The sequence below is a fragment of the Streptomyces sp. NBC_01267 genome (assembly GCF_036241575.1).
Lineage (GTDB): Bacteria > Actinomycetota > Actinomycetes > Streptomycetales > Streptomycetaceae > Streptomyces.
Map to the genome: position 1 here is coordinate 574,245 of NZ_CP108455.1, position 19,142 is coordinate 593,386.

The following is a 19,142-nucleotide window of genomic DNA, read 5'->3' on the forward strand; positions in this document are numbered from 1 at the left end:
TGTTCTCCTGACCGGACGAGACCTATGTCACACCCATCAGTTCGGTCTTACTGCAACCGCCCCGGGGATCCGGGCGTGATGACGGACGTAGATCATCTGCTGCCCACACCGGAGGCCCCACACCCATGAACACACAGCTCAGCCGCCTTCCCCGCCGCGTCGCCGCGCTGCTCGCCGTCACGGCTCTGAGCCTGGGTGCCGCCGCCTGTTCGTCCTCCTCCGACAGCAAGGGATCGAGCGCGAAGGACAGTTCCGCCTCCGCCTCGGACTCCTCGGGCTCGTCCTCGTCCGACAGCACCAAGGACGGCAGCGGCAATCCCCCCGAGGCCGCGGGCACCGGGTCCACCGGTGGTGCGAAGCCCGCCGCCGCCCCCAACTCCTCCAGCGGCAAGGGCGCCCCGGCCGCTGCCTCTGCGTCGTCCCGCTGCCACACGTCCGAGCTGAAGGCCGGCTTCGCCATGGGCGGTGACGCCGCCCCGGACATGAAGTCCGACAACCAGACGCAGGCTTCGGTCGCGCTGACCAACATCAGCAAGCGCACCTGCACGCTGAGCGGGTTCCCGGGCGTCGACATCGTCGGCAACCAGGCAAGTGACGGCACCTGGTCGCTGGCCCGGTCGTCGAAGCCGGTCACCACGATCTCGCTGTCGCCCGGTGACACCACCGACTTCAGCATCACCCTCGGTGCCACCCTGGAGAAGGGCTCAGGCACGTTCGAGCCCGGTCTGGTGCGTATCACCCCGCCCAACGAGAAGACGCAGTTCGCGCTCCAGTGGCCGTTCGGTGGTGCCATCACCAAGCAGGACGGCGCCACGCACCCGGCAACCTACGTGAACCCGATCGGTTCCTGACCTGCCGGACAGGTCCTGGTGCCGGTCGCGGCACTAGTTTCCGAGGACCGCCATGGCGGCGTTGTGGCCGGGGATGCCACTGACACCGCCACCCCGGACGGCGCCCGCGCCACAGAGCAGGACATTCGCGTGCGCCGTCTCCACACCCCACCGGCCGGGGTGCTCGCCGTCCGGGTCCGCGTACGGGAAGGCGAGCGCCCGGTGGAAGATGTTGCCGCCGGGCAGCCGGAGTTCACGTTCCAGGTCCAGTGGCGTCTTCGCCTCGATACACGGACGGCCGTCCGCGTCGAGCGCGAGGCAGTCGGTGACCGGATCCTCCAGATGCGCGTCGAGCTGGGCGAGCGTCGCCTTCAACAGGGCATCGCGCGCCGCGTCGTTGTCGTGGGCGAAGAGCCGGGCCGGGGTGTGCAGACCGAAGAGGGTGAGTGTCTGGTACCCCTCCGCGGCAAGGCCGGGACCGAGGATCGACGGGTCGCTCAGCGAGTGGCAGTAGATCTCGGACGGCGGCGCGGCCGGGAGCCCGCCGGCCGCCGCCTGCGCGTGGGCCGTGGCCAGTTGCCCGTACCCCTCGGCGATGTGGAAGGTACCCGCGAAGGCCTCGCACGGGTCGACGGTACGGTCGCGCAGCCTGGGCAGCCTGCGCAGCAGCATGTTGACCTTGAGCTGAGCACCCTCGGCAGGCGGGGGCCGCTCCTCCCCGAGGAGTGTCGCGAGGACCTCGGGCGACGCGTTCACCAGCACATGACCCGCGGCGACGCTCGCCTCACGGTCCTCCGTACGGAACGTCACCTCGGCCCGGACACCGTCCGTCTCGATACGGGTCGCCTCGTGCCCGGTGACGATCTCGGCGCCCGCGTCACGGGCGGCCGTCGCGAGGGCGTCGGTGAGCGCGCCCATGCCGCCCACCGGGACGTCCCAGTCGCCCGTGCCGTTGCCGATGACGTGGTAAAGGAAGCAGCGGTTCTGTTCCAGTGACGGATCGTGCGCGTCGGCGAACGTGCCGATGAGCGCGTCGGTGAGCACCACCCCGCGGACCAGGTCGTCGTCGAACCGCTCCTCGATCGTGGCGCCGATGGGCTCCTCGAAGAGCATCCGCCAGGCCTGGTCGTCGGCGATCCGCTCCCGCAGCTCCGCGCGGCCGGGCAGCGGTTCGGTGAGTGTCGGGAACACCCGCTCGGCGACCTGCCGGGTCGTCCCGTAGAACGAGCGCCACGCCTCGTACTCCGCGTCCCCGCCGGTCAGCGCCGCGAAGGACGCGCGGGTACGGTCCGCTCCCCCGCCGACGAGCAGCCCGGTGGGCCGGCCGCCCCGCACCGCCGGGGTGTACGAGGAGACCGTGCGCCCGCGGACCTCGAACCGGAGCCCCAGCTCCCGCACGATCTTCCGCGGCAACAGGCTGACCAGGTACGAGTAGCGCGAGAGCCGTACGTCGACACCGTCGAACGGCCGGGTGGACACGGCGGCCCCGCCGGTGTGCCCCAGCCGTTCGACGACCAGGACGGAGCGTCCGGCGCGGGCGAGGTAGGCGGCGGCGACGAGTCCGTTGTGGCCGCCGCCGACGATCACGATGTCGTACGAGTCCTGTGCGGGCATGCCCCTTCGTAGCACGTGCCGATCACCGGCCGCCGGAGTCAGTGGCCCTGCGCGCTCCGCTGCTGCCGCCGCGCGGCGACCTGCCGGTAGAGCTCGGCGGCCTCGCTGCCGCGGCCGAGCTGTTCCAGGCAGTGCGCCTCGTCGTTGCGGCTGGCCAGTGCGTCGGGGTGGTCGACGCCGAGCACCCGCTCACGGTCCGCGGCGACCTGCCGGTAGACCAGGAGGGCATCCGCCCAGCGGCCCAGCCAGCCCAGCCCCACCGCGATCTCGCGGCGGCTGACGAGCGTGTCGGGGTGATCGGCGCCGAGCACCTGCGCACGGAGCGCGCCGACCTCGCGCGCCTCGGCGAGCGCCTCCTCCCAGCGGGTGAGGCGGCCGAGGTTCACCCCCAGGCCGTGGCGGGCGCGCAGCGTCTCCGGGTCGGCGGGGCCGTGGACCCGGGTGCGATCGGCGACCAGGGTGCGGAAGAGTTCGAGCGCTTCGGCGCTGCGGCCCAGCCTGCCGAGGCTGATCCCGACCTCGTAGCGGGCCGCGAGGGTGTCGGGGTGGTCGGCGCCGAGCGCCTGCGCACGGGCCGCCGCCACTTCCTGGTAGGTCGCCAGCGCCTCCGGCCACCGCCCCAACTGGCCCAGCGTGTAGGCCACTTCGTACCGGGTGACCAACGTGTCCGGGTGACCCGCACCGAGCAACCGGGCCCGCACCGCGGCGACGTCGCACGCCATCCGGTAGGAGTCCTCCAGCCGTCCGAGCCTGCTGAGGTTGAACGCGAGGTTGTGGCGACAGCGCAGCGTGTCCGGGTGATCGGGGCCGACGGTGCGCTGCCGTGCGGCGAGCACCGACGCGTACACCTGGTGCGCCTCGAAGTGCCTGCCCAACTGCCCGAGGACGTACGCCATCTCCTGGCGGGCGGCGAGGGTCTCCGGGTGGTCGGCGCCCAGGGCCCGTTCACGGCCGTCGGCGACCCGGGTGAACTCGCGCAGCGCGTCCGCCGCCCGCCCGGTGCGGCTGAGCGTGAACCCGACCTCGTAGTGGCTGGCCAGGGTGTCCGGGTGGCCGGGGCCCAGTACATGTTCCCGCTCGGCCGCCACCGCGCGGTGCACCTCACCCGCCTCCGCCCAGCGGCCCAGCCTGCTCAGGCTGAGGCCCGCGTTGTGGCGGCCGGTGAGCGTGGCCACGAGCCCCGGGTCCGGGGTGGGGCGCTGCCCGGTGGACGACAGCGGGACCGGGCCGGTACCGCGCGGCGCCGCCGTGGTCCATTCGCCGGTCAGCGCCGTGGCCCGGTCGGTCGGGGTGGAGGTCACCGTCCAGGTGCCGGTCGCCTTGTGGCCGGTGGTCATCCCGCGGGTCCAGGACGGCAGCGCCGGGGCGGCGGACGGCAGTTGCTCCGGGGGCCGCGGCGCGGGGACCGCGGGCAGCTCCGGGGCGGGAGCACCGGCGGCGAGACGCCGGCCGAGTTCCCTGGCGTCCCTGGGCCGGTCGTCCGGGCTCTTGGCGAGCAGTTCCAGGACGACCCGGTCGAAGAACGCGGGCAGTTCGGCCCGGTGGCTGCGCGGCGGCTCGGGCACGGTGTCCCGGTGGCTCACCAGGATCGCCCAGGCGTCGTCGAGGTCGAAGGGCGGCTGCCCGGTGGCGATCTCGTAGAGCACGCAGCCCAGCGAGTAGAGATCGCTGCGGTGGTCGACCTCGCCCCCGCCGCCGATCTGTTCCGGCGACATGTAGTGCGGGGTTCCCATGGCGATGCCGGTTCCGGTGAGCCGGGAGGTGAAGCCGATGTCGTGGCCCAGCCGGGCGATCCCGAAGTCGCAGATCTTCACGGTGCCGTCGGCGAGCCGCATGATGTTGGCGGGCTTCAGGTCCCGGTGGACGATGCCCTGTTCATGGGTGTACGCGAGGGCCGAGGCCACCTGACGCGCGATGTCGACGACCACGGGCACCGGCAGCTGATGCTGTTCGTCGGCCTCGAGGAGCTGGCTGAGGTTACGGCCGTCCAGCAGTTCCATGACGAGGTAGAGGACACCCTCGTACTCCCCGAAGTCATGGACGACGGTGACACCGCGGTGCTGGAGTGCGGCTGCCACCCGGGCCTCCCGCCGGAAGCGTTCGCGCAGCACCCTGGTGAAGGACTGGTCGTGCTGGGGTCCCAGCGGCTTGAGGCACTTGACCGCGACGAGGCGGCCCAGTGACTCGTCACGTGCCCGCCACACCTCGCCCATGCCCCCGCGCCCGATCAGATCGAGCAGCCGGTACCGGCCGTGGATCAGCCTGGTGTCCGCCATCTCGTGCTGTCGCCCCCGTCGCGTAGCTGCACCCTCTCCGGCCCGTCCAGTATGGCGTCCGGTGTCCGGAGTTTGTACGGTGCCGGGCGGCTGCCGGGGCCCAGGCGTGCCATGGCTTTCAGAATATGGCCTGGTGGCAGCTGCCAGCGAAGCCGGGCAGGGATGCAGCGCAGGGCGTTGCCCGCGACGGTGAGCCGACGGGTGACGGTCTCCTCGGCGGGCGCCGGTCTGCCGTAGAGCTCGTGGGCGTACGGAGGCAGGGAGGCGTAAGCGAGCGCGGCCACCCGTCGCCAGAGCACTTCGCGCGCCGGCGTGAGCAGGGCGGGGACGGGCGGCCTGCGCAGGAAGTCGTCGACCTCGCGTGATTCCGCGGTGGCGGCGAGCTCGGGGCGCACGGCCGCGAAGTACCCCTCGAGTGCGGCCCGGTCGGCGGGCACCGCGGCCGGGTCGAGACCGACCAGCCGGGCGCTCTCCCGGTTCTCGTCGATGTAGCGGTCGGCCCGGTCGTCGCCGGTCAGCGCCCCCGAACGGCGCAGGACGCTCACGTACGAGTCGACCTCCGCGCAGTGCACCCAGAGCAGCAGTGCGGGCTCGTCGACCCCGTACCGCTCCCCGGTGTCCGGATCGGTGGCCCCGAGGTGGCGGTGGATCCTCCGGACCCGGGCCCCCGCCTGCTCGGCGGCCTCCGTCGTCCCGTAGGTGACCGTCCCGACGAAACCCGCGGTACGCATCAGCCGGCCCCAGGCGTCCCGGCGGAAGTCCGAGTTCTGTATGACGCCGCGCACCGCCCGGGGGTGCAGCGCCTGGAGGTAGAGGGCGCGGATCCCGGCCACCCACATGATCGGGTCGGAGTGCAGCTGCCAGGTCACCGAGGCGGGGCCGAAGAGGCCGGGATCCGCTCCGTACGTCGTCCGGGGTGCATCGCTCATGCTCCGCAGTATGACCGCAGCCTCCTTGGGGGCGTTGACGGCCTTCGGCGTTCCTCTGTGCAATGCGGGAGCCGACCGGCTGTGCGGCTTCGGCGACCCGCGTGATGCCGCGCCCGGCCGTGGTCCCGGTACGCCTCGGACGGGTACCGCCCCCTGCTGGTCGCACTTCCGCGAACAGCAGACGGCGGTACCCGTGTGGTGCCGTCGGCTACGCCTGGGGGCGAACCTCGGCCCGCAGTGCCGCGACGGCGGCCGAGGACCCGACCTGGACGTCGAAGGTTCCCGGTTCGACCTGCCAGGCGTGGGCCTCGACGTCCCAGTGGGCGAACACCCGGGCCGGCAGGGCGATACGCACCCGGACGGACTCGCCGGGCTGCGCGGTGGCGGCGGCGAAGCCCGCGAACCACTGCACCGGCCGCTCGACGGCGGACTCCGGGCGGCCGAGATACGCCTGGACGACCTCCCGGCCGGGCCGCGTCCCGGTGTTGGTCACCTCGACGAGCAACTCGCAGCTGCCGTCGGCGCCCTGGTGAACGGCGAGGGAGTCGTAGGACCAGGTGGTGTAGCCGAGGCCGTGGCCGAACCAGAACGCCGGCTCCGCGCCGCTGCGCAGCCACGCCCGGTGGCCGATGTGCAGTCCCTCGCCGTAGCGCAGCACCCCGTCGGCGGGGGTGACATCGATGACCGGGACGTCCTCCTGGCGGGCGGCCCAGGTGGTGGGCAGCCGGCCGCCGGGCTCGCGGTGACCGAGCAGAACGTCTGCCAGGGCGTTGCCGTACTCCTGGCCGGGGAACCAGTTGAGCAGTACGGCCGGGGCCCGGTCGGCCCAGGGCATCAGGACCGGACCGCCGGAGTTGATGGCGACCACGGTGGTCGGGGCGACGGCCAGGATGCGGGCCGCGAGCTCGTCCTGCCCCTCGGGGAGGGCGAGAGTGGTGCGGTCGTAGCCCTCGCTCTCGACCTGCTCGTTGGTGCCGAGCACCAGGACCACGGCGTCGGCGGAGGCTGCCAGCTCGACGGCGTGGTCGAGTTCGGCCGCGCTGTCCCGGCGCGGGGTGCGCAGCGCGGCGGTCAGGATGACCGCGCCGAGAGCGTTGCTGACCACGGTGTGGACCAGCCGGTAGGCCACCTCCTGCCCGGCTTCCAGATGCATCTCGGTGTAGCGCTGCGGGGGGTTGAGGAAGGCCTCGACCGGGTCACCGCTCTCCAGGGTGACGGTCTCGTCGATGCGGACCTCTCCGTCGATCTCCAGCCGCATCGAGCCGGCGCCGGCCAGGCCGATGCGGTGCACGCCGGCCTCCTCGGCGCGCAGGCGTGCGGTGACCTCGACCGTCGCCGTGTGCTCCAGGGCAGGGACGCCCAGGTAGACGAGGCGGCCACTGGTGCGGTGCTCGCTGAGGAGTTCCGCGCCGTCGGCGTCCAGCAGGCGGGCCCGTACGCCGGGGAGTCCGCTGACCGGGTCGACGACCTGGTCGGTGGTGAAGGGGGCCATGGTGGTGGTCGCGTAGGCGCCGGGAGTGTGGACGACCTCGACGCCGTGGGCGGACAGCGCGTCGGTGAGGCCCTGGAGCGGGGAGATCGCGTAGGGGGCGTTGACGGTGGCACTGCCGCCGCCCTGGATACGGGCGTGGGCGGCGTTGGGGCCGATCACGGCGACCCGGCGCAGGGCGCCGGGGTTCAGCGGGAGGGTACCGGCGTCGTTGCGCAGCAGGACGGTACCGGCGGCTGCGGCTTCGCGGAGCAGGGCGGCGATGTCCTGGTCGGCCACGGGTGCGGGGGCCGGGGCAGCCGGTGCGAAGCCGTCCAGCGCACCGACCCGGGCGGCGAGGCGGAGCAGGCGGCGTACCTTCTCGTCGATCGCCGACTGCGGGACCCGTCCCTCGCGCACGGCGGTCACCAGGGCGTCGCCCCAGGGCCCGGCGGGTCCGGGCATCGCCAGGTCGTTGCCCGCGGCCCCCGCCGCGTCGGTGGAGCGCACCGCGGTCCAGTCGGAGACGACCGCGCCGTCGAAGCCCCACTCCGCCTTGAGGACGTCGTCGATCAGCGGGTTCTCGGTCATGGTGGGTCCGTTGACCGCGTTGTAGGAGGCCATCACCAGCCAGGGACCGGCGTCGGCGACGATCTGCTCGAACGGGGCCAGGTAGAGCTCGCGCAGGGTGCGCTCGTCGACCTGGACATCGACGGTCATCCGTTCGGTCTCGGAGTCGTTGCCGACGAAGTGCTTGGGCGTGGCGGCCACACCGTGCTCCTGCACGCCGTTGACGTAGGCCGCGCCGATGCGGGCGGTGAGCAGCGGGTCCTCGGAGAAGCACTCGAAGTGGCGGCCGCCCAGCGGGCTGCGGTGCAGGTTGACGGTGGGGCCGAGCAGGACGTCCACGCCCTTGCGGCGGGCCTCGGCCGCCAGCAGCGCGCCGAGCCGGTGGACCAGTTCCTCGTCCCAGGTCGCCGCGACAGCGGTGGGAGAGGGGAGGTTGGCCGAGGTGTCCCGCTCGTCCCACGCCTCACCGCGGACGCCGGCCGGGCCGTCGGACAGCACCATGCGGCGCAGACCGACCGCTGCTTCGGGATGGGTGCTCCACATCCCTTCGCCGGTCAGCAGGCGGACCTTGCCTTCGAGATCGAGTCCGGTGAGCAGTTCTTCGATACGGGCCTCGACGGCCTCGTTGTGCTGCATGAGATCTCCTTGCGGGGTGCGGTGCCCGCCGTCGACCGGTGTCAGGTCCGGCCGACGGCGGATCCTCGGGAAAGAGCGGCGGTCACGGTGTCACCCCGTGTCCACTGCTGTTCCGTTTTTTGGGGGGTGGTCAGGGGTCAGCGGACCGAGCGGATCGGCTGCACGCTCAGCGCCGCGGCCACGACCAGGACGATCGCGACGGCGAACAGCGGGCGGTACCCGCCGAGCAGGCCGATGACGGCGGCAGCCACGGCCGGGGCCAGGGCCTGGGGTGCGGAGTTGGCGATGTTGAGGACGCCCATGTCCTTGGCGGCGTCGCCCTGGTTCGGCAGGACCTGGGTCATCAGGGCGGTGTCCACGGCCATGTAGGTGCCGAAGGCGAATCCCGCGATCACGGCGAAGGCGAACATGGCCCCCTCCGAGCGGACGATGAACGGCACGACCAGCGCGACCGCCATGCCCAGGGAGGAGGCGACGACGAAGGGCTTGCGGCGGCCGACGCGGTCCGACAGCGGTCCCATCACCAAGATCATGACGATCATGCCGGGCAGCATCGCGAGGCTCAGCAGCGGCACCAGGTCGTTGGCGCGGCTGTGACTCAGGCCGATGTAGTCCTCCAGGATGTAGAGCTGGTAGGACGAGACGCTGTAGTAGCCCAGGATCATCAGGAAGCGGCCCAGGAAGGCCCAGGCGAAGTCCGGGTGGCGACGCGGGCTGACCCAGAAGCCGGCCAGGAACGCCTTCAGGTGGAAGGGGGCGACCTCGGCGCCGGCGGTGGAGGGTTCCCTGTTGAGCAGGAGGAACACGGCCGTACCGGCGATGACCAGCAGGCCGAAGACGGCGAATCCGAGGCCCAGCGCGTTGGCGAAACCGGCGGCGAGTGCGGTACCGAGAGTCGCGCCGAGCATCTGCGCCAGGCCGGCCGCCGAGGAGAAGACGCCTCGCCGGTGCACGGGGGTGCGGTCAGGGACGACCGCGGTCAGCGGCGCCTGCAGGCCGTTGAAACATATCTGCGCGAGGGTCCAGGCGACGGCGATCCACAGGAGGCTGTTGCCCGACCCGACCGCGATCAGCGACAGTCCGCCCAGCAGGGCTCCGCCCGCCATCCACGGCGCGCGCCGCCCGAAGCGGCTGCGGGTGCGGTCGGACAGCGCCCCGGCGATCGGGTTGGCCAGCATCGCGGCGATCGCGCCGATGGCGCTGATGACTCCCAGCGCGGTGGACTTGTTCTCGGGGTCCACCTGGCCGACCAGGTCGGCCAGCAGCACGGCCGGTACCGCGCCGTAGACGGCGTACAGCGCGACGCTGTTGGCCATGAGGCCGCCCAGCAGGCGGCGCTCGCCGGGCTGCCGTCCGGGGCTGGTGCCCGGCTCGTCCACGAGCGCGGTACCGGAGTCGGCGCGGTGCCCGGATCTCGAAGTGATCATGGTGACCTCGTTGTCAGTCATGCGGAGGGCGTCGGCGTCCTGGCACGGTTCGCGCGGCTCGTACGGCTCCGGGGAAGGCATTGCTCACACGTGTGAGCACCTCCATGATGTTCACACGTGTGAGCAGATTTGTGAAGCCCCACCGGAGGCCCGGCTAGGATTCGGGACCGAAGCCACAGATTCGCAGGAGACGCCGTGAACTCAGCCGCCGGACGGGCACCCACCAGCGCGGACGTCGCGCGGCTGGCACGCGTGTCGCGCTCCACGGTCTCGCTCGTCGTCAACGACGTCCCCAACTCCCGCATCGCGCCATCCACACGTGAACGCGTCCTGGCCGCCGTGCGGGAGCTCGGCTACGCCCCCAATGTGTCGGCGCGCCAACTACGCGCGGGAACCAGCCGGCTGGTGGTGATGCCGCTGCCCGAGCTCCCGCTCGGTCCCATCATCGACGCCACCATCGAGCACCTCTCCGACAAGCTCCGGGCCGACGGCCTGACCCTGCTGGTGCACGGGGATCGCGGGACCACCGGCATGGCGGCGGCACGCATGTGGGCGGAACTGCACCCCGCGGCGGTCCTGGTGACGGCCGACCGGTGTACGAAATCCTCCGTCGCCCTGCTGCGCCGCGCCGGGACCGAGGTTCTGATGATCTCCAGCGGCCCCACGCCCTGGGCCGACACGCTGGAGTTCGACCAGGGACGGATCGGCGCCGAAGCAGCAGCGCACCTGCTCGCCGTCGGGCACCGGCGCCTCGCGGCGATCATCCCCGCCGGGCCGCTGGAGGGCCTGGGCCGTGCCCGCGCCGAAGGGCTGGAGAACGCGGCTCGCGCGGCCGGCGCGCGCGGTGAGGAGATCACCATGGAGGCCACCCACGAATCAGCGGCCTCCGCAGCCGCCACCGTGCGGCGGCCCGGCGGTCCGACCGCCGTATTCACCTACAACGACGAGTACGGGGCGCTGCTGCACCGCGCCCTGAACGACCAGGGCGCGACGATACCGGGCGATGTCGCCCTGGTGGGCGCCGACAACCTGGCCATCGCCACATTCCTGCGGCCGATGCTCTCCTCGGTCGCCCTCGATCCCGTGGAGATCGCCGACCATCTGTGCGTTGCGGTGCGTTCCGTGCTGGAACGGCCCGCACGCACGGAATCGGTAGTGGCCGGCGTGCTGGCCACCCCCTTCCTGGTCCGCCGCGAGACGTCCTGAGCCGCGCGTCCCCCGCCCACGAGCGGTCGGCGCGGGGGCGGCCACTCGTGGGCGAGGGCGTCGGAGCCGGTCCGGGTTCGACCGGGGTTCGGTCAGCGCCACGTCGCGGTTCGGGGCGCTCCTGCGGGAGCCCTGGCCACCGAGCCGGCGGCGGGCCAGGCCCGGCCGTCCGTACTCCTCCGGTGCGAGCGCGACGGCCGGCGCTCCGCCCAGGACGATTCCGCGAGGCTCGGCACGTCGGCGCGCGGCGGTTCCTCCACAGGTGCGAAGGCCGGGTGAGCGGCCTGGTCAACGGGACAGTACGCAGTCCCCGCACAGAGCCCCTGAGGCACCGGGCGCGGCGCGGTAGATCAGGCAGCAGCTGCGCCGCCGGAACGCTCCGTCGGGCCCCGTACAGCTCGCGTCGCGCAGTGGGGGCCGTTCCAGGAGACGTGAGGTGATGGCACGGGTCCGTGCGGTGAGGTCCGGGCGGGTAGTCGTGATCATGGACGCGGCTCCGTTGACGGCCGAGGCGGTGTTGCCCCACAGGATGCGCCGGGAGACCGTGAACTCCGCCATCGCATCGGCGAGTTCACGCAGTGGGCCGTCCAGCAGACGACTGCTCAGCTCGTCGGCGAGCCGGGTCGGCGCAACCGTGGATCCGCCGGTGCAGGCACCGGCGGGCAGCGACAGGTCGGTGAAGGCATCGCTGGGCAGCGACAGGGGGATCTGGCCGCCGATCACGGGCTGCCACCGGAGATCCGCGAGGCCGGGGGCGGGTACCAGGCCGTGCAGGACGGCGGCGGCCAGTGCGGGTGAGATCAGCCGGGCGGCCAGTCCCAGGTGGGCGACGGATGCCGCGACCCGGATCTCGACCGCGTCGGGCGACTGCCCGCCGGCCGCGGCCAGCCAGTCCCGTACACCCGTCACACGGGCTTCGAGCAGCGGGCGGGTGATCCGCTGCCAGGGCTCGGGCGGCTCCACGCCGGGCGGGTGGGCCTGCACGGCGAAGAACGGACCGAGCTCGGCGATCTCCCCGATCACCGCGCTCGCCGCAGGAGGGCTGCTCATGCCGGAACAGGGTCCGGCTGCTGCGAGGTGGCGGTCCCGATCGCGCCCGGTGCGGCCACCGGACGGAATGTGGAAACGGTACTCAAGGTGAGCCCTCCCTCTGGGATCGTGCGTCCCTTGCGTGTACGGGCGGAGTGAGGGCTCAGTGTCCGACTCGCCGGCCACCTTCCGGTGGCGTGGCTCACAGTGGCGCGACCGTGCTGGAATCTCACCAGCTTCCTTGTGCCATCACTCCACGGGGAGCGTAGGGCCCGTTTCTCCGGCGGGTCAATCAAGCCGTTCCACATCCGGATCAGCGCTGCTCCTTGTCGGGTGCCGCCGGGCGGGCCGGCGTGAAGTGCACCGGAGCCTGGAACCGGGCCCGTCGGGCAGCGCGCCGGAACGTGGTCAGCACCGCAGGTCCGGCCGGCATGATGCAGACGAAGTTGGTGACGGCCCGCCCGGTGTCCCAGCCGAAGGAGGCCGCCAGGGCGATGACGAGCGAGACGCAGGCGTTGAGTCGGACGGCGGAAAGAAATGGCCTGGTCCTCGGCGGAAGAGCCCTGCACCCTGGGGCCATTGAGACGCCACGGCCTGCTGGTGGCCCCATGAAACGCAGCCGCCGGAAAGCCGCCACTGCAGCAGGATCTCGTCGAGTCCCGGCTCACCGGCGGTCTCCATCGGCATTCGCCGGGCAGGAGTTTGATCACCGCTCGGGCTGGTCGTGTACTACGCCGCCTCGGCGGTCCCAGGCGTATCCACGATGTGGAGCAACCGGTCCAGCTCCTGCCGCCCATGCCTGATCAAATCGAACGCCTCCCTTGGGTCCGTTCCCGGCGGCAACGCGGTGTCGGTCATCACATCGGTCAGGGTGAACCTGCCGAGCAGCCATCGCTGCAACGCTCGCCGGTCCGTGCTCCGTTCAGGGGAGAGGCCCCTGGCCCCACAACACCCCCATCCCACGGTGCCGCCCCCGCCACCCTCAGCCATGGCAACAGATCAAGCGACCCACAGGTAGGGCGGGATTCGGCCAGCCCTACCAGGGGAGCCTTCCTCTACCGCGAGCACGGCCCTGCACACGCTCGGCCCCCGCGCGCAGCCGGGCCACCTCCTCGCGGACCTTTCTTCTCCCGTTCTCCCGGGCCTCCGGCATTCCGAGCCCCCGCGCCACCGCGCCACCGCGCCACCGCGCCACCGCGCCACCGCGCCACCGCGCCACCGCCACGGTCGAGACGAGCGGGCAGACTGCGTCCGTCCCGCCCGCAGGGCCTACCGCCGCACGCGGGGCATCCCCAGCCCGATCCAGGAGATGATTTCCCGCTGGATCTCGTTGTTGCCGCCGCCGAAGGTGAAGATGACGGCCGAGCGGTAGCCGCGCTCCAGTTCACCGTGGAGCACCGCGCCCGTGGATCCCTCCTTGAGAGATCCTGCCGCGCCGACGACCTCCATGAGCCAGGCGTAGGCGTCCCGGCGGGCCTCCGATCCGTACACCTTGACCGCCGAGGCGTCCTGCGGGGTGAGCGTCCCGTTCTGCACGGCGTTGACCATCTGCCAGTTCAGGAGCTTCATCGCGTCGAGCCTGGTGTGGGTCCTCGCGAGGCGCCCGCGCACCCAGCCCAGGTCGATGACCCGGCGCCCGTCGGCGAGCTCGGTGTCGGCCGCCCAGCACTGCACGTTGTGCAGGGCGCGGATGGCCATGGTGCCGTGGGCGGCCAGGGTGACGCGCTCGTGGTTGAGCTGGTTGGTGATCAGCCGCCAGCCCTTGTTCTCCTCGCCGACGCGGCGGGAGGCGGGGACCGTGATGTTCTCGTAGTAGCTGGCGGTGGTGTCGTGCGAGGCGAGGGTGTTGATGAGGGTGCAGGAGTACCCGGGGTCGTCGGTCGGCACCAGCAGCATCGTGATGCCCTTGTGCGCGGGGGCGGCCGGGTCCGTACGGACAGCGAGCCAGACCCAGTCGGCGGTGTCGCCGTTGGTGGTCCAGATCTTCTGCCCGTTCACCGTGTAGTGCCCGGTGGTCACGTCGCCCTCGCGTACGGCCCGGGTCTTGAGCGCGGCGAGATCGGTGCCCGCGTCGGGCTCGCTGTAGCCGATCGCGAAGTCGATCTCGCCCTTGAGGATCTTCGGCAGGAAGTACGCCTTCTGCTCGTCGGTGCCGAACCGCATGAGGGTCGGACCCACGGTGTTGAGCGCCATGAGCGGCAGCGGTACGCCCGCCTGCGCGGCCTCGTCGAAGAAGATGAACTGCTCCATCGGGGAGAGTCCGCGACCGCCGAACTCCTCGGGCCAGCCGACGCCCAGCCAGCCGTCGGTGCCCAGTCTGCGCACCGTCTCGCGGTAGAAGCGTTTCTGGGCTCCCGCGTCCGCGTAGCGCGCGTAGGCGTTGTCCGGCACCAGTTCGGCGAAGTAGGTGCGCAGTTCGGCGCGCAGCCGCTGCTGCTCGGGGGTGTATTCGAGGTGCACGGCCCCTCCTCGGTAACGGCATCGGATCGAGGGGCACAGTAGAACGCGTTCCAGTCTTTTGGAATGGCGATGACCGGTCTTCTTCGGATCTCCGGAATCGGCCGGGCCGTACGAAGGACCGCCGTCCGGGCAGCCGATGCGACAGGGGCCCTGGGCCGTTGCACTCTGGATCCAGTGGGTCGGCGCGGGCCGCCCCTGCCCGAGGCATCATCCGGACGAGGCAAGGAATGATCGTGAACGCGGTTCCCACCATCACCCTGAACAACGGCGTCCAGATCCCCCAGCTGGGCTTCGGCACCTTCCAGATCGAGCCGGCCGACACGAAGGCGGCGACGCTGGCCGCGCTGGAGATCGGCTACCGGCACATCGACACCGCCGAGATGTACGGCAACGAGAAGGAAGTCGGTCAGGCGGTCGTCGCGTCCGGACTCCCCCGTACGGACGTCTTCGTCACCAGCAAGTTGAACAACGGCTTCCACGCGCACGACGACGCGCTCAAGGCCTTCGACCGGACCCTCTCCGAGCTGGGCTTCGACTACCTCGACCTGTTCCTGATCCACTGGCCGCTGCCCGAGGTCGGTGACTTCGTCGAGACCTGGAAGGCCATGGAGGAGATCTACCGCTCCGGACGGGCCAAGGCCATCGGGGTGTCCAATTTCCAGCCGCACCATCTGCGGCGGCTCCTCCAGGAGACCGAGATCGTGCCCGCGGTGAACCAGATCGAGGTGCACCCCTATCTGACGCAGGACGAGGTCCGCGCTTTCGGCGCCGGGCACCGGATCGCCACCGAGGCCTGGTCCCCGATCGCCCAGGGCAAGGTCCTCGACGACCCGACGATCACCGGCATCGCCCGGCGGCTGGGGCGTTCCACGGCCCAGGTCACGCTGCGCTGGCACCTCCAGCGGGACGACATCGTGTTCCCGAAGTCCGTCACGCGCTCCCGCGTCGAGGAGAACTTCGCGCTCTTCGACTTCGAGCTGACCGAGGCCGACATGGCGGCGATCACCGCCCTGGACCGCGGGGAGCGCACCGGTCCCGACCCGGACACCTTCAACTACGTGCCGTAGGGCGGTGGACCCGTGGGGTACTGGCGGGCGGTGGACCCGTGGTACCGGCGGGCGTGACCGGTCCGCCCGGCCGGACAGCCGGGCCGGACCGGTACGTGGGGGTCAGCCCACGACGGTGGGAGCGAGGGAGCCGAGCTTGTCGACGGCCTGGTAGTACGTCCAGGCCAGCCCGGTGCAAGCGGCCCCGCTCGCACCCGAGTACCCGGCGCACACCCGCTTGAGGTCTGCGTACAGCGCGCTGTCGATACGCGCCTTGTTGGCGGCGAAGGTGCCCGCGGCCTTGTAGTTGCGGTAGCCGAAGTCGTGGCGCGCGCAGGCGGTCTTGAACGGGAACCCGAAGGGGTTGTCGGGCGAGCTGGAGCAGTAGTCGGTGGACCAGTCGAAGCCGTACGCGCTCCAGGCGCCCTGGTTCTGGTGGGCGGCGTTCCAGGAGTTGTAACTAGCCGCGCTGGTCTGGGTCCAGCTGCTGAGTACCTGGCCCTTGTCCGCCGGGGCGGCGACCGCGGGAGAGGCGGCCAGTACGGCGGCGCAGAGGGAAAGGGCGAGAGCGGCGAGCCGCCCTGCGGATCGGGTACGCATGAGGAAGTCCTCCGTGGGGGGATACGTGCGGTGCGGGGGATGCGGGGGATGCGTGGGGGCATACCAGCAGGAACGGTCCCGGGTGATGGCGCCCGGGACACTTCCATGATGGCGCCCGTCATCCTCAACGGAACAGATGCAAAAGGGTGTTGCCGGGAGGTGTAGGGGCTTGCTCAGTCCTCTGCACCGGGCGGTTCGAATTCGCACCAGACGGCCTTGCCGTCGCCGCGCGGCTCCACGCCCCACCGCGCCGATACGGCGTCGATGAGCATCAGGCCACGTCCCGAGGTCGCCGCTTCGCCGGGCGTCCGCCGTCGCGGCCAGGCGCTCGACCGGTCCTTGACCCAGAGCCTGATCCGCCGCACCGGCTCGGGCAGCACCTCCAGGGTGAGCACGGCGCCGCCCTCCGTATGGAGCAGGACGTTCACGAGCAGTTCGCCCGCGGCGAGTTCCACGTCGTCGACGAGTTCCGCCATCCCCCACGCCTCAAGGGCGTTGCGCAGTACGGTGCGTGCCTCCGCCAGACCTTCCGGGTCCGCCTGGTGGATGTACTGATGGATACGGGGAGCCTGCGGCGTCCCGGGGTCGGGCGCCCTGCGCAGTACCAGCAGCGCGACGTCGTCGCCGGTGCCCCAGCGTTCCCACAGCCGGTCCGCCAGGTGATCGGCGAGCTGCTCCGCCCCCACCGGCCCGCCGCCCACCGCGTCGGCGAGGGCCTCCATACCGACGCCGATGTCGGCCCCGGGTTCCTCGACCAGGCCGTCGGTGCACAGCACGAGTGTCTCCCCGGGCACCAGGTCCAGCCGGGTTTCGGGGTACTCCTCCCGCCCGAAGTCAGTGGCGAGGCCGAGTGGCAGGCCACCGCGGAGATTCGGCCAGCCGACTCGTCCGTCGGTATGCCGGATGAGCGGACCGAGGTGCCCGGCCCGAACCGCCCTGATCCCGCCGGACGTCAGGTCGATCTGGGCGTAGGTGCAGGTGGCGAACCGTTCGGTGTCGAGCTCCGCCAGGAAGCGGGAGGCCCGTGCGAGCACGGTCGCCGGGGAGTGTCCCTCGCCCGCGTACGCCCGCAGGGCGATGCGCAGTTGGCCCATGATGGCGGCGGCGTGGGTGTCGTGTCCCTGTACGTCGCCGACGACGATGCCGACCCTGCCGCGCGGCAGCGGGACGACGTCGTACCAGTCGCCGCCCACCTCCCGGCCGCTCCAGGCCGCGTGGTAGCGCACCGCGATCTCGGCGCCCGGGACCTCCGGAATGCGCCGGGGCAACATGAACGACTGGAGTCCGGTCGCGAACTCCCGCTCCTGGTCGAAGAGCATGGCGCGCTGCAAGGACTGGGCGACGATGCCCGCCAGGCCCAGACAGAGGTTGCGGTCCTCGGAGGAGAAGCTGTTACGGCCCCGGTAGAAGAGCGCCAGCGCACCGATGGAACGGGCCTGGGCGATCAGCGGGAGGAACGCCGCCGCGTCGGCCTCCAGCCGCCGGGCATACGGACGCAGCCGGGGGAACCGCTGCGACAGCTCCGCCGGTGAGGTCACGAATCGGGGCCGCTGGGTGAGGACCACCTCGGCGAGCGGAAGCGAATCGTCCAGCCGGTGGCGTCGCAGATCCTCCAGGACGTTCATCGAGTCGCCGGAGAGCGCCACCAGATCGAGCGCTCCGCCCACGACCAGTCCCAGGGCGAGTCCGTCGGCACCGAAGCGTTCAAGACCGCCCTCGCCGGTCAGCACCGCGGTGACGTCGTCGACGGTGACGGCCCTCGACAGGGCGTCCGTGGTGCCCTGGAGCATCGTGGTCAGCCGTCGGCGGCCCGCCTCGACGGGGCTGATCGTGGTGAATTCGGTGAGTTCGGCCGTGGCATTGCGGACGATGCCGACGACCCGGTACGGGACGCCCTGCTCGTCGCGCAGGACCCGCCCCCGTACGTGGGTCCACTGCCGGACCCCGGTACGGCGGCGGAGCTGGAAGTACACCCCGTAGGAGGACCGGCCGTCGCGGATCGCCTGCATCAGAGCGGCGTCGAGACGGCTCCCCTCCTCGGACGGTATCCGGCTGACGAGGGACTCCGGTCTGCCGTCGTACTCACCGGGACGCAGATCGAACACGGCCAGGCCCGGCTCGTCGAACTCCAGCGTGCCGCTGCGCAGATCCCAGTCGAAGCTGCCCATGCGGTTCAGGGCCAGTCGCTCGCCCGGCCCGATCAGCGGAAGATCTCGTCCTGCCATACGGTCGCTCCGAGGAGGGCTGAGGGGGCCAAAGCGTAACTTTCCGCCGTTCTGCTCGCACTGCGGCTGCCGCCTATCGGGGACTGGAGTCCCGCCGCGGCCCGCCGTACGGCCGCACCCGGCGGGCACCGGCCCCGCAGGTTCGCGGGAAGACCGGGAACCTGCTCCCCGGGTGCAGCGGCTAACGGCGGGCCAGGGCCCCCCGGACGAAGGCCGCCTGGCCGGCATGCTGCAGGTCGTCGGCGATGACACTGACCAGCCGGACCCCGAGGGTGACCGGCGGCGACCACGTCTCGTCGACCACCCGGTCGAGCGCGGCGTCGTCGAGCCCGCGGACGAACCCGGCCGTCTGCTCGTGCACCGCGTCGAAGTAGCCGAGCAGCAGATCGGCGCCCACCCGCACCTGCGTCACCTGCTTGCTGTTCTGGCCGTATCCGGTCTCGCCCTCCGGGAAGGGCAGACCGAAGCGGTCCGCCCAGCCCCCGGTGAGCCACACCTGTTCCAGACCGGCGGCTCCGGCCACATGGTCGTCCTGGATCCGCGACAGATGCCATACGAGCCAAGCGATCGAATTCGCCCCGCCGTCCAGTCTGGTGGAGAGGGCTTCCTCCGACAGCCCTTCGACCGCGCCGTGCACGGACTCCTGAATGCGCTCGAATGCGTCTGCCAGGACCTCTGCGGTGTTCATCGGCTGCTCCCCGGCCGGAAGAGTGGGCCGCCCCGGTCGGCCGCGCCCGGAGTGGTCGTCTGCGGAACCACCTTGGCCGCTCGCCCGCTCCGGCTGTGTGTTCGACACGCGCCGGACCGCACAACCCTGCCGGACGTC

13 protein-coding genes, 1 pseudogene and 1 riboswitch are annotated in these 19,142 nt (G+C 71.7%); of the genes and pseudogenes, 3 read left to right on the top strand and 11 right to left on the bottom strand.

Annotated elements, in window-relative coordinates; translation table 11 throughout:
- Positions 1-125 precede the first annotated feature (125 nt).
- Positions 126-851, top strand: coding sequence for a DUF4232 domain-containing protein (locus OG709_RS02810; protein ID WP_250300260.1), 726 nt, complete (start codon positions 126-128; stop codon positions 849-851).
- Positions 852-884: 33 nt separating this feature from the next.
- Here the strand turns inward: OG709_RS02810 and OG709_RS02815 are convergent, their stop codons facing one another.
- From OG709_RS02815 to OG709_RS02835, 5 genes are all read right to left on the bottom strand, one after another.
- Entirely contained in the window at positions 885-2,444 is a 1,560-nt protein-coding gene (locus OG709_RS02815) for a phytoene desaturase family protein (RefSeq protein ID WP_329164656.1), read from the bottom strand.
- Between the two features lie 38 nt (positions 2,445-2,482).
- Positions 2,483-4,720: a serine/threonine-protein kinase gene (locus tag OG709_RS02820; protein WP_266644414.1), complete on the bottom strand. Its 2,238-nt coding sequence runs from the start codon at positions 4,718-4,720 to the stop codon at positions 2,483-2,485.
- Positions 4,702-5,649, bottom strand: coding sequence for an oxygenase MpaB family protein (locus tag OG709_RS02825; RefSeq protein ID WP_326695378.1), 948 nt, complete (start codon positions 5,647-5,649; stop codon positions 4,702-4,704). The genes OG709_RS02820 and OG709_RS02825 overlap by 19 nt, the downstream gene beginning before the upstream one ends.
- Positions 5,650-5,857: 208 nt before the next feature.
- Positions 5,858-8,323, bottom strand: a complete 2,466-nt coding sequence (locus OG709_RS02830; RefSeq protein ID WP_329164657.1) for a beta-glucosidase family protein — start codon at positions 8,321-8,323, stop codon at positions 5,858-5,860.
- Positions 8,324-8,460: 137 nt separating this feature from the next.
- On the bottom strand, positions 8,461-9,771 hold the full coding sequence (locus tag OG709_RS02835) for an MFS transporter (protein ID WP_250300270.1): 1,311 nt from the start codon (positions 9,769-9,771) through the stop codon (positions 8,461-8,463).
- Between the two features lie 174 nt (positions 9,772-9,945).
- Here OG709_RS02835 and OG709_RS02840 point away from each other — a divergent pair, with 174 nt between their 5' ends.
- Positions 9,946-10,956 (top strand): LacI family DNA-binding transcriptional regulator, encoded by a 1,011-nt coding sequence (locus OG709_RS02840; RefSeq protein WP_250300272.1) that lies wholly within the window; start codon positions 9,946-9,948, stop codon positions 10,954-10,956.
- Positions 10,957-11,244: 288 nt separating this feature from the next.
- Here the strand turns inward: OG709_RS02840 and OG709_RS02845 are convergent, their stop codons facing one another.
- The 3 genes and pseudogenes from OG709_RS02845 to OG709_RS02855 form a co-directional block, all read right to left on the bottom strand.
- Complete coding sequence (locus OG709_RS02845) at positions 11,245-12,006, bottom strand: (2Fe-2S)-binding protein (protein ID WP_329164660.1); 762 nt, start codon at positions 12,004-12,006, stop codon at positions 11,245-11,247.
- A 122-nt stretch (positions 12,007-12,128) separates the two neighbouring features.
- Positions 12,129-12,251: riboswitch (cobalamin riboswitch) on the bottom strand.
- A 47-nt stretch (positions 12,252-12,298) separates the two neighbouring features.
- A pseudogene (locus tag OG709_RS02850) lies at positions 12,299-12,475 on the bottom strand (ECF transporter S component); the annotation flags it as partial.
- A 779-nt stretch (positions 12,476-13,254) separates the two neighbouring features.
- The gene (locus OG709_RS02855; protein ID WP_329164662.1) at positions 13,255-14,445 is read right to left on the bottom strand and encodes an acyl-CoA dehydrogenase family protein; all 1,191 of its coding nucleotides are present in this window, start codon (positions 14,443-14,445) and stop codon (positions 13,255-13,257) included.
- Between the two features lie 227 nt (positions 14,446-14,672).
- On the opposite strand from OG709_RS02855, the gene OG709_RS02860 reads away from it, so the two are divergent.
- Positions 14,673-15,512, top strand: coding sequence for an aldo/keto reductase (locus OG709_RS02860; protein ID WP_374211255.1), 840 nt, complete (start codon positions 14,673-14,675; stop codon positions 15,510-15,512).
- A 102-nt stretch (positions 15,513-15,614) separates the two neighbouring features.
- Here OG709_RS02860 and OG709_RS02865 read toward each other — a convergent pair whose 3' ends face one another.
- From OG709_RS02865 to OG709_RS02875, 3 genes are all read right to left on the bottom strand, one after another.
- Positions 15,615-16,091: a phospholipase gene (locus tag OG709_RS02865; protein ID WP_250300288.1), complete on the bottom strand. Its 477-nt coding sequence runs from the start codon at positions 16,089-16,091 to the stop codon at positions 15,615-15,617.
- Positions 16,092-16,264: 173 nt separating this feature from the next.
- Positions 16,265-18,316 (bottom strand): SpoIIE family protein phosphatase, encoded by a 2,052-nt coding sequence (locus OG709_RS02870; protein WP_266644410.1) that lies wholly within the window; start codon positions 18,314-18,316, stop codon positions 16,265-16,267.
- A 181-nt stretch (positions 18,317-18,497) separates the two neighbouring features.
- On the bottom strand, positions 18,498-19,004 hold the full coding sequence (locus OG709_RS02875) for a mycothiol transferase (protein WP_250300293.1): 507 nt from the start codon (positions 19,002-19,004) through the stop codon (positions 18,498-18,500).
- Between the last annotated feature and the right edge of the window lie 138 nt (positions 19,005-19,142).

Excerpts from the sequence above, each read along its gene's own strand:
- OG709_RS02825 (WP_326695378.1), bottom strand. The coding sequence starts at position 5,649 with ATGAGCGATGCACCCCGGACGACGTACGGAGCGGATCCCGGCCTCTTC.
- OG709_RS02815 (WP_329164656.1), bottom strand. The coding sequence starts at position 2,444 with ATGCCCGCACAGGACTCGTACGACATCGTGATCGTCGGCGGCGGCCAC.
- OG709_RS02810 (WP_250300260.1), top strand. The coding sequence starts at position 126 with ATGAACACACAGCTCAGCCGCCTTCCCCGCCGCGTCGCCGCGCTGCTC.
- OG709_RS02865 (WP_250300288.1), bottom strand. The coding sequence starts at position 16,091 with ATGCGTACCCGATCCGCAGGGCGGCTCGCCGCTCTCGCCCTTTCCCTC.
- OG709_RS02860 (WP_374211255.1), top strand. The coding sequence starts at position 14,673 with ATGATCGTGAACGCGGTTCCCACCATCACCCTGAACAACGGCGTCCAG.
- OG709_RS02845 (WP_329164660.1), bottom strand. The coding sequence starts at position 12,006 with ATGAGCAGCCCTCCTGCGGCGAGCGCGGTGATCGGGGAGATCGCCGAG.
- OG709_RS02820 (WP_266644414.1), bottom strand. The coding sequence starts at position 4,720 with ATGGCGGACACCAGGCTGATCCACGGCCGGTACCGGCTGCTCGATCTG.
- OG709_RS02875 (WP_250300293.1), bottom strand. The coding sequence starts at position 19,004 with ATGAACACCGCAGAGGTCCTGGCAGACGCATTCGAGCGCATTCAGGAG.
- OG709_RS02830 (WP_329164657.1), bottom strand. The coding sequence starts at position 8,323 with ATGCAGCACAACGAGGCCGTCGAGGCCCGTATCGAAGAACTGCTCACC.
- OG709_RS02870 (WP_266644410.1), bottom strand. The coding sequence starts at position 18,316 with ATGGCAGGACGAGATCTTCCGCTGATCGGGCCGGGCGAGCGACTGGCC.
- OG709_RS02835 (WP_250300270.1), bottom strand. The coding sequence starts at position 9,771 with ATGACTGACAACGAGGTCACCATGATCACTTCGAGATCCGGGCACCGC.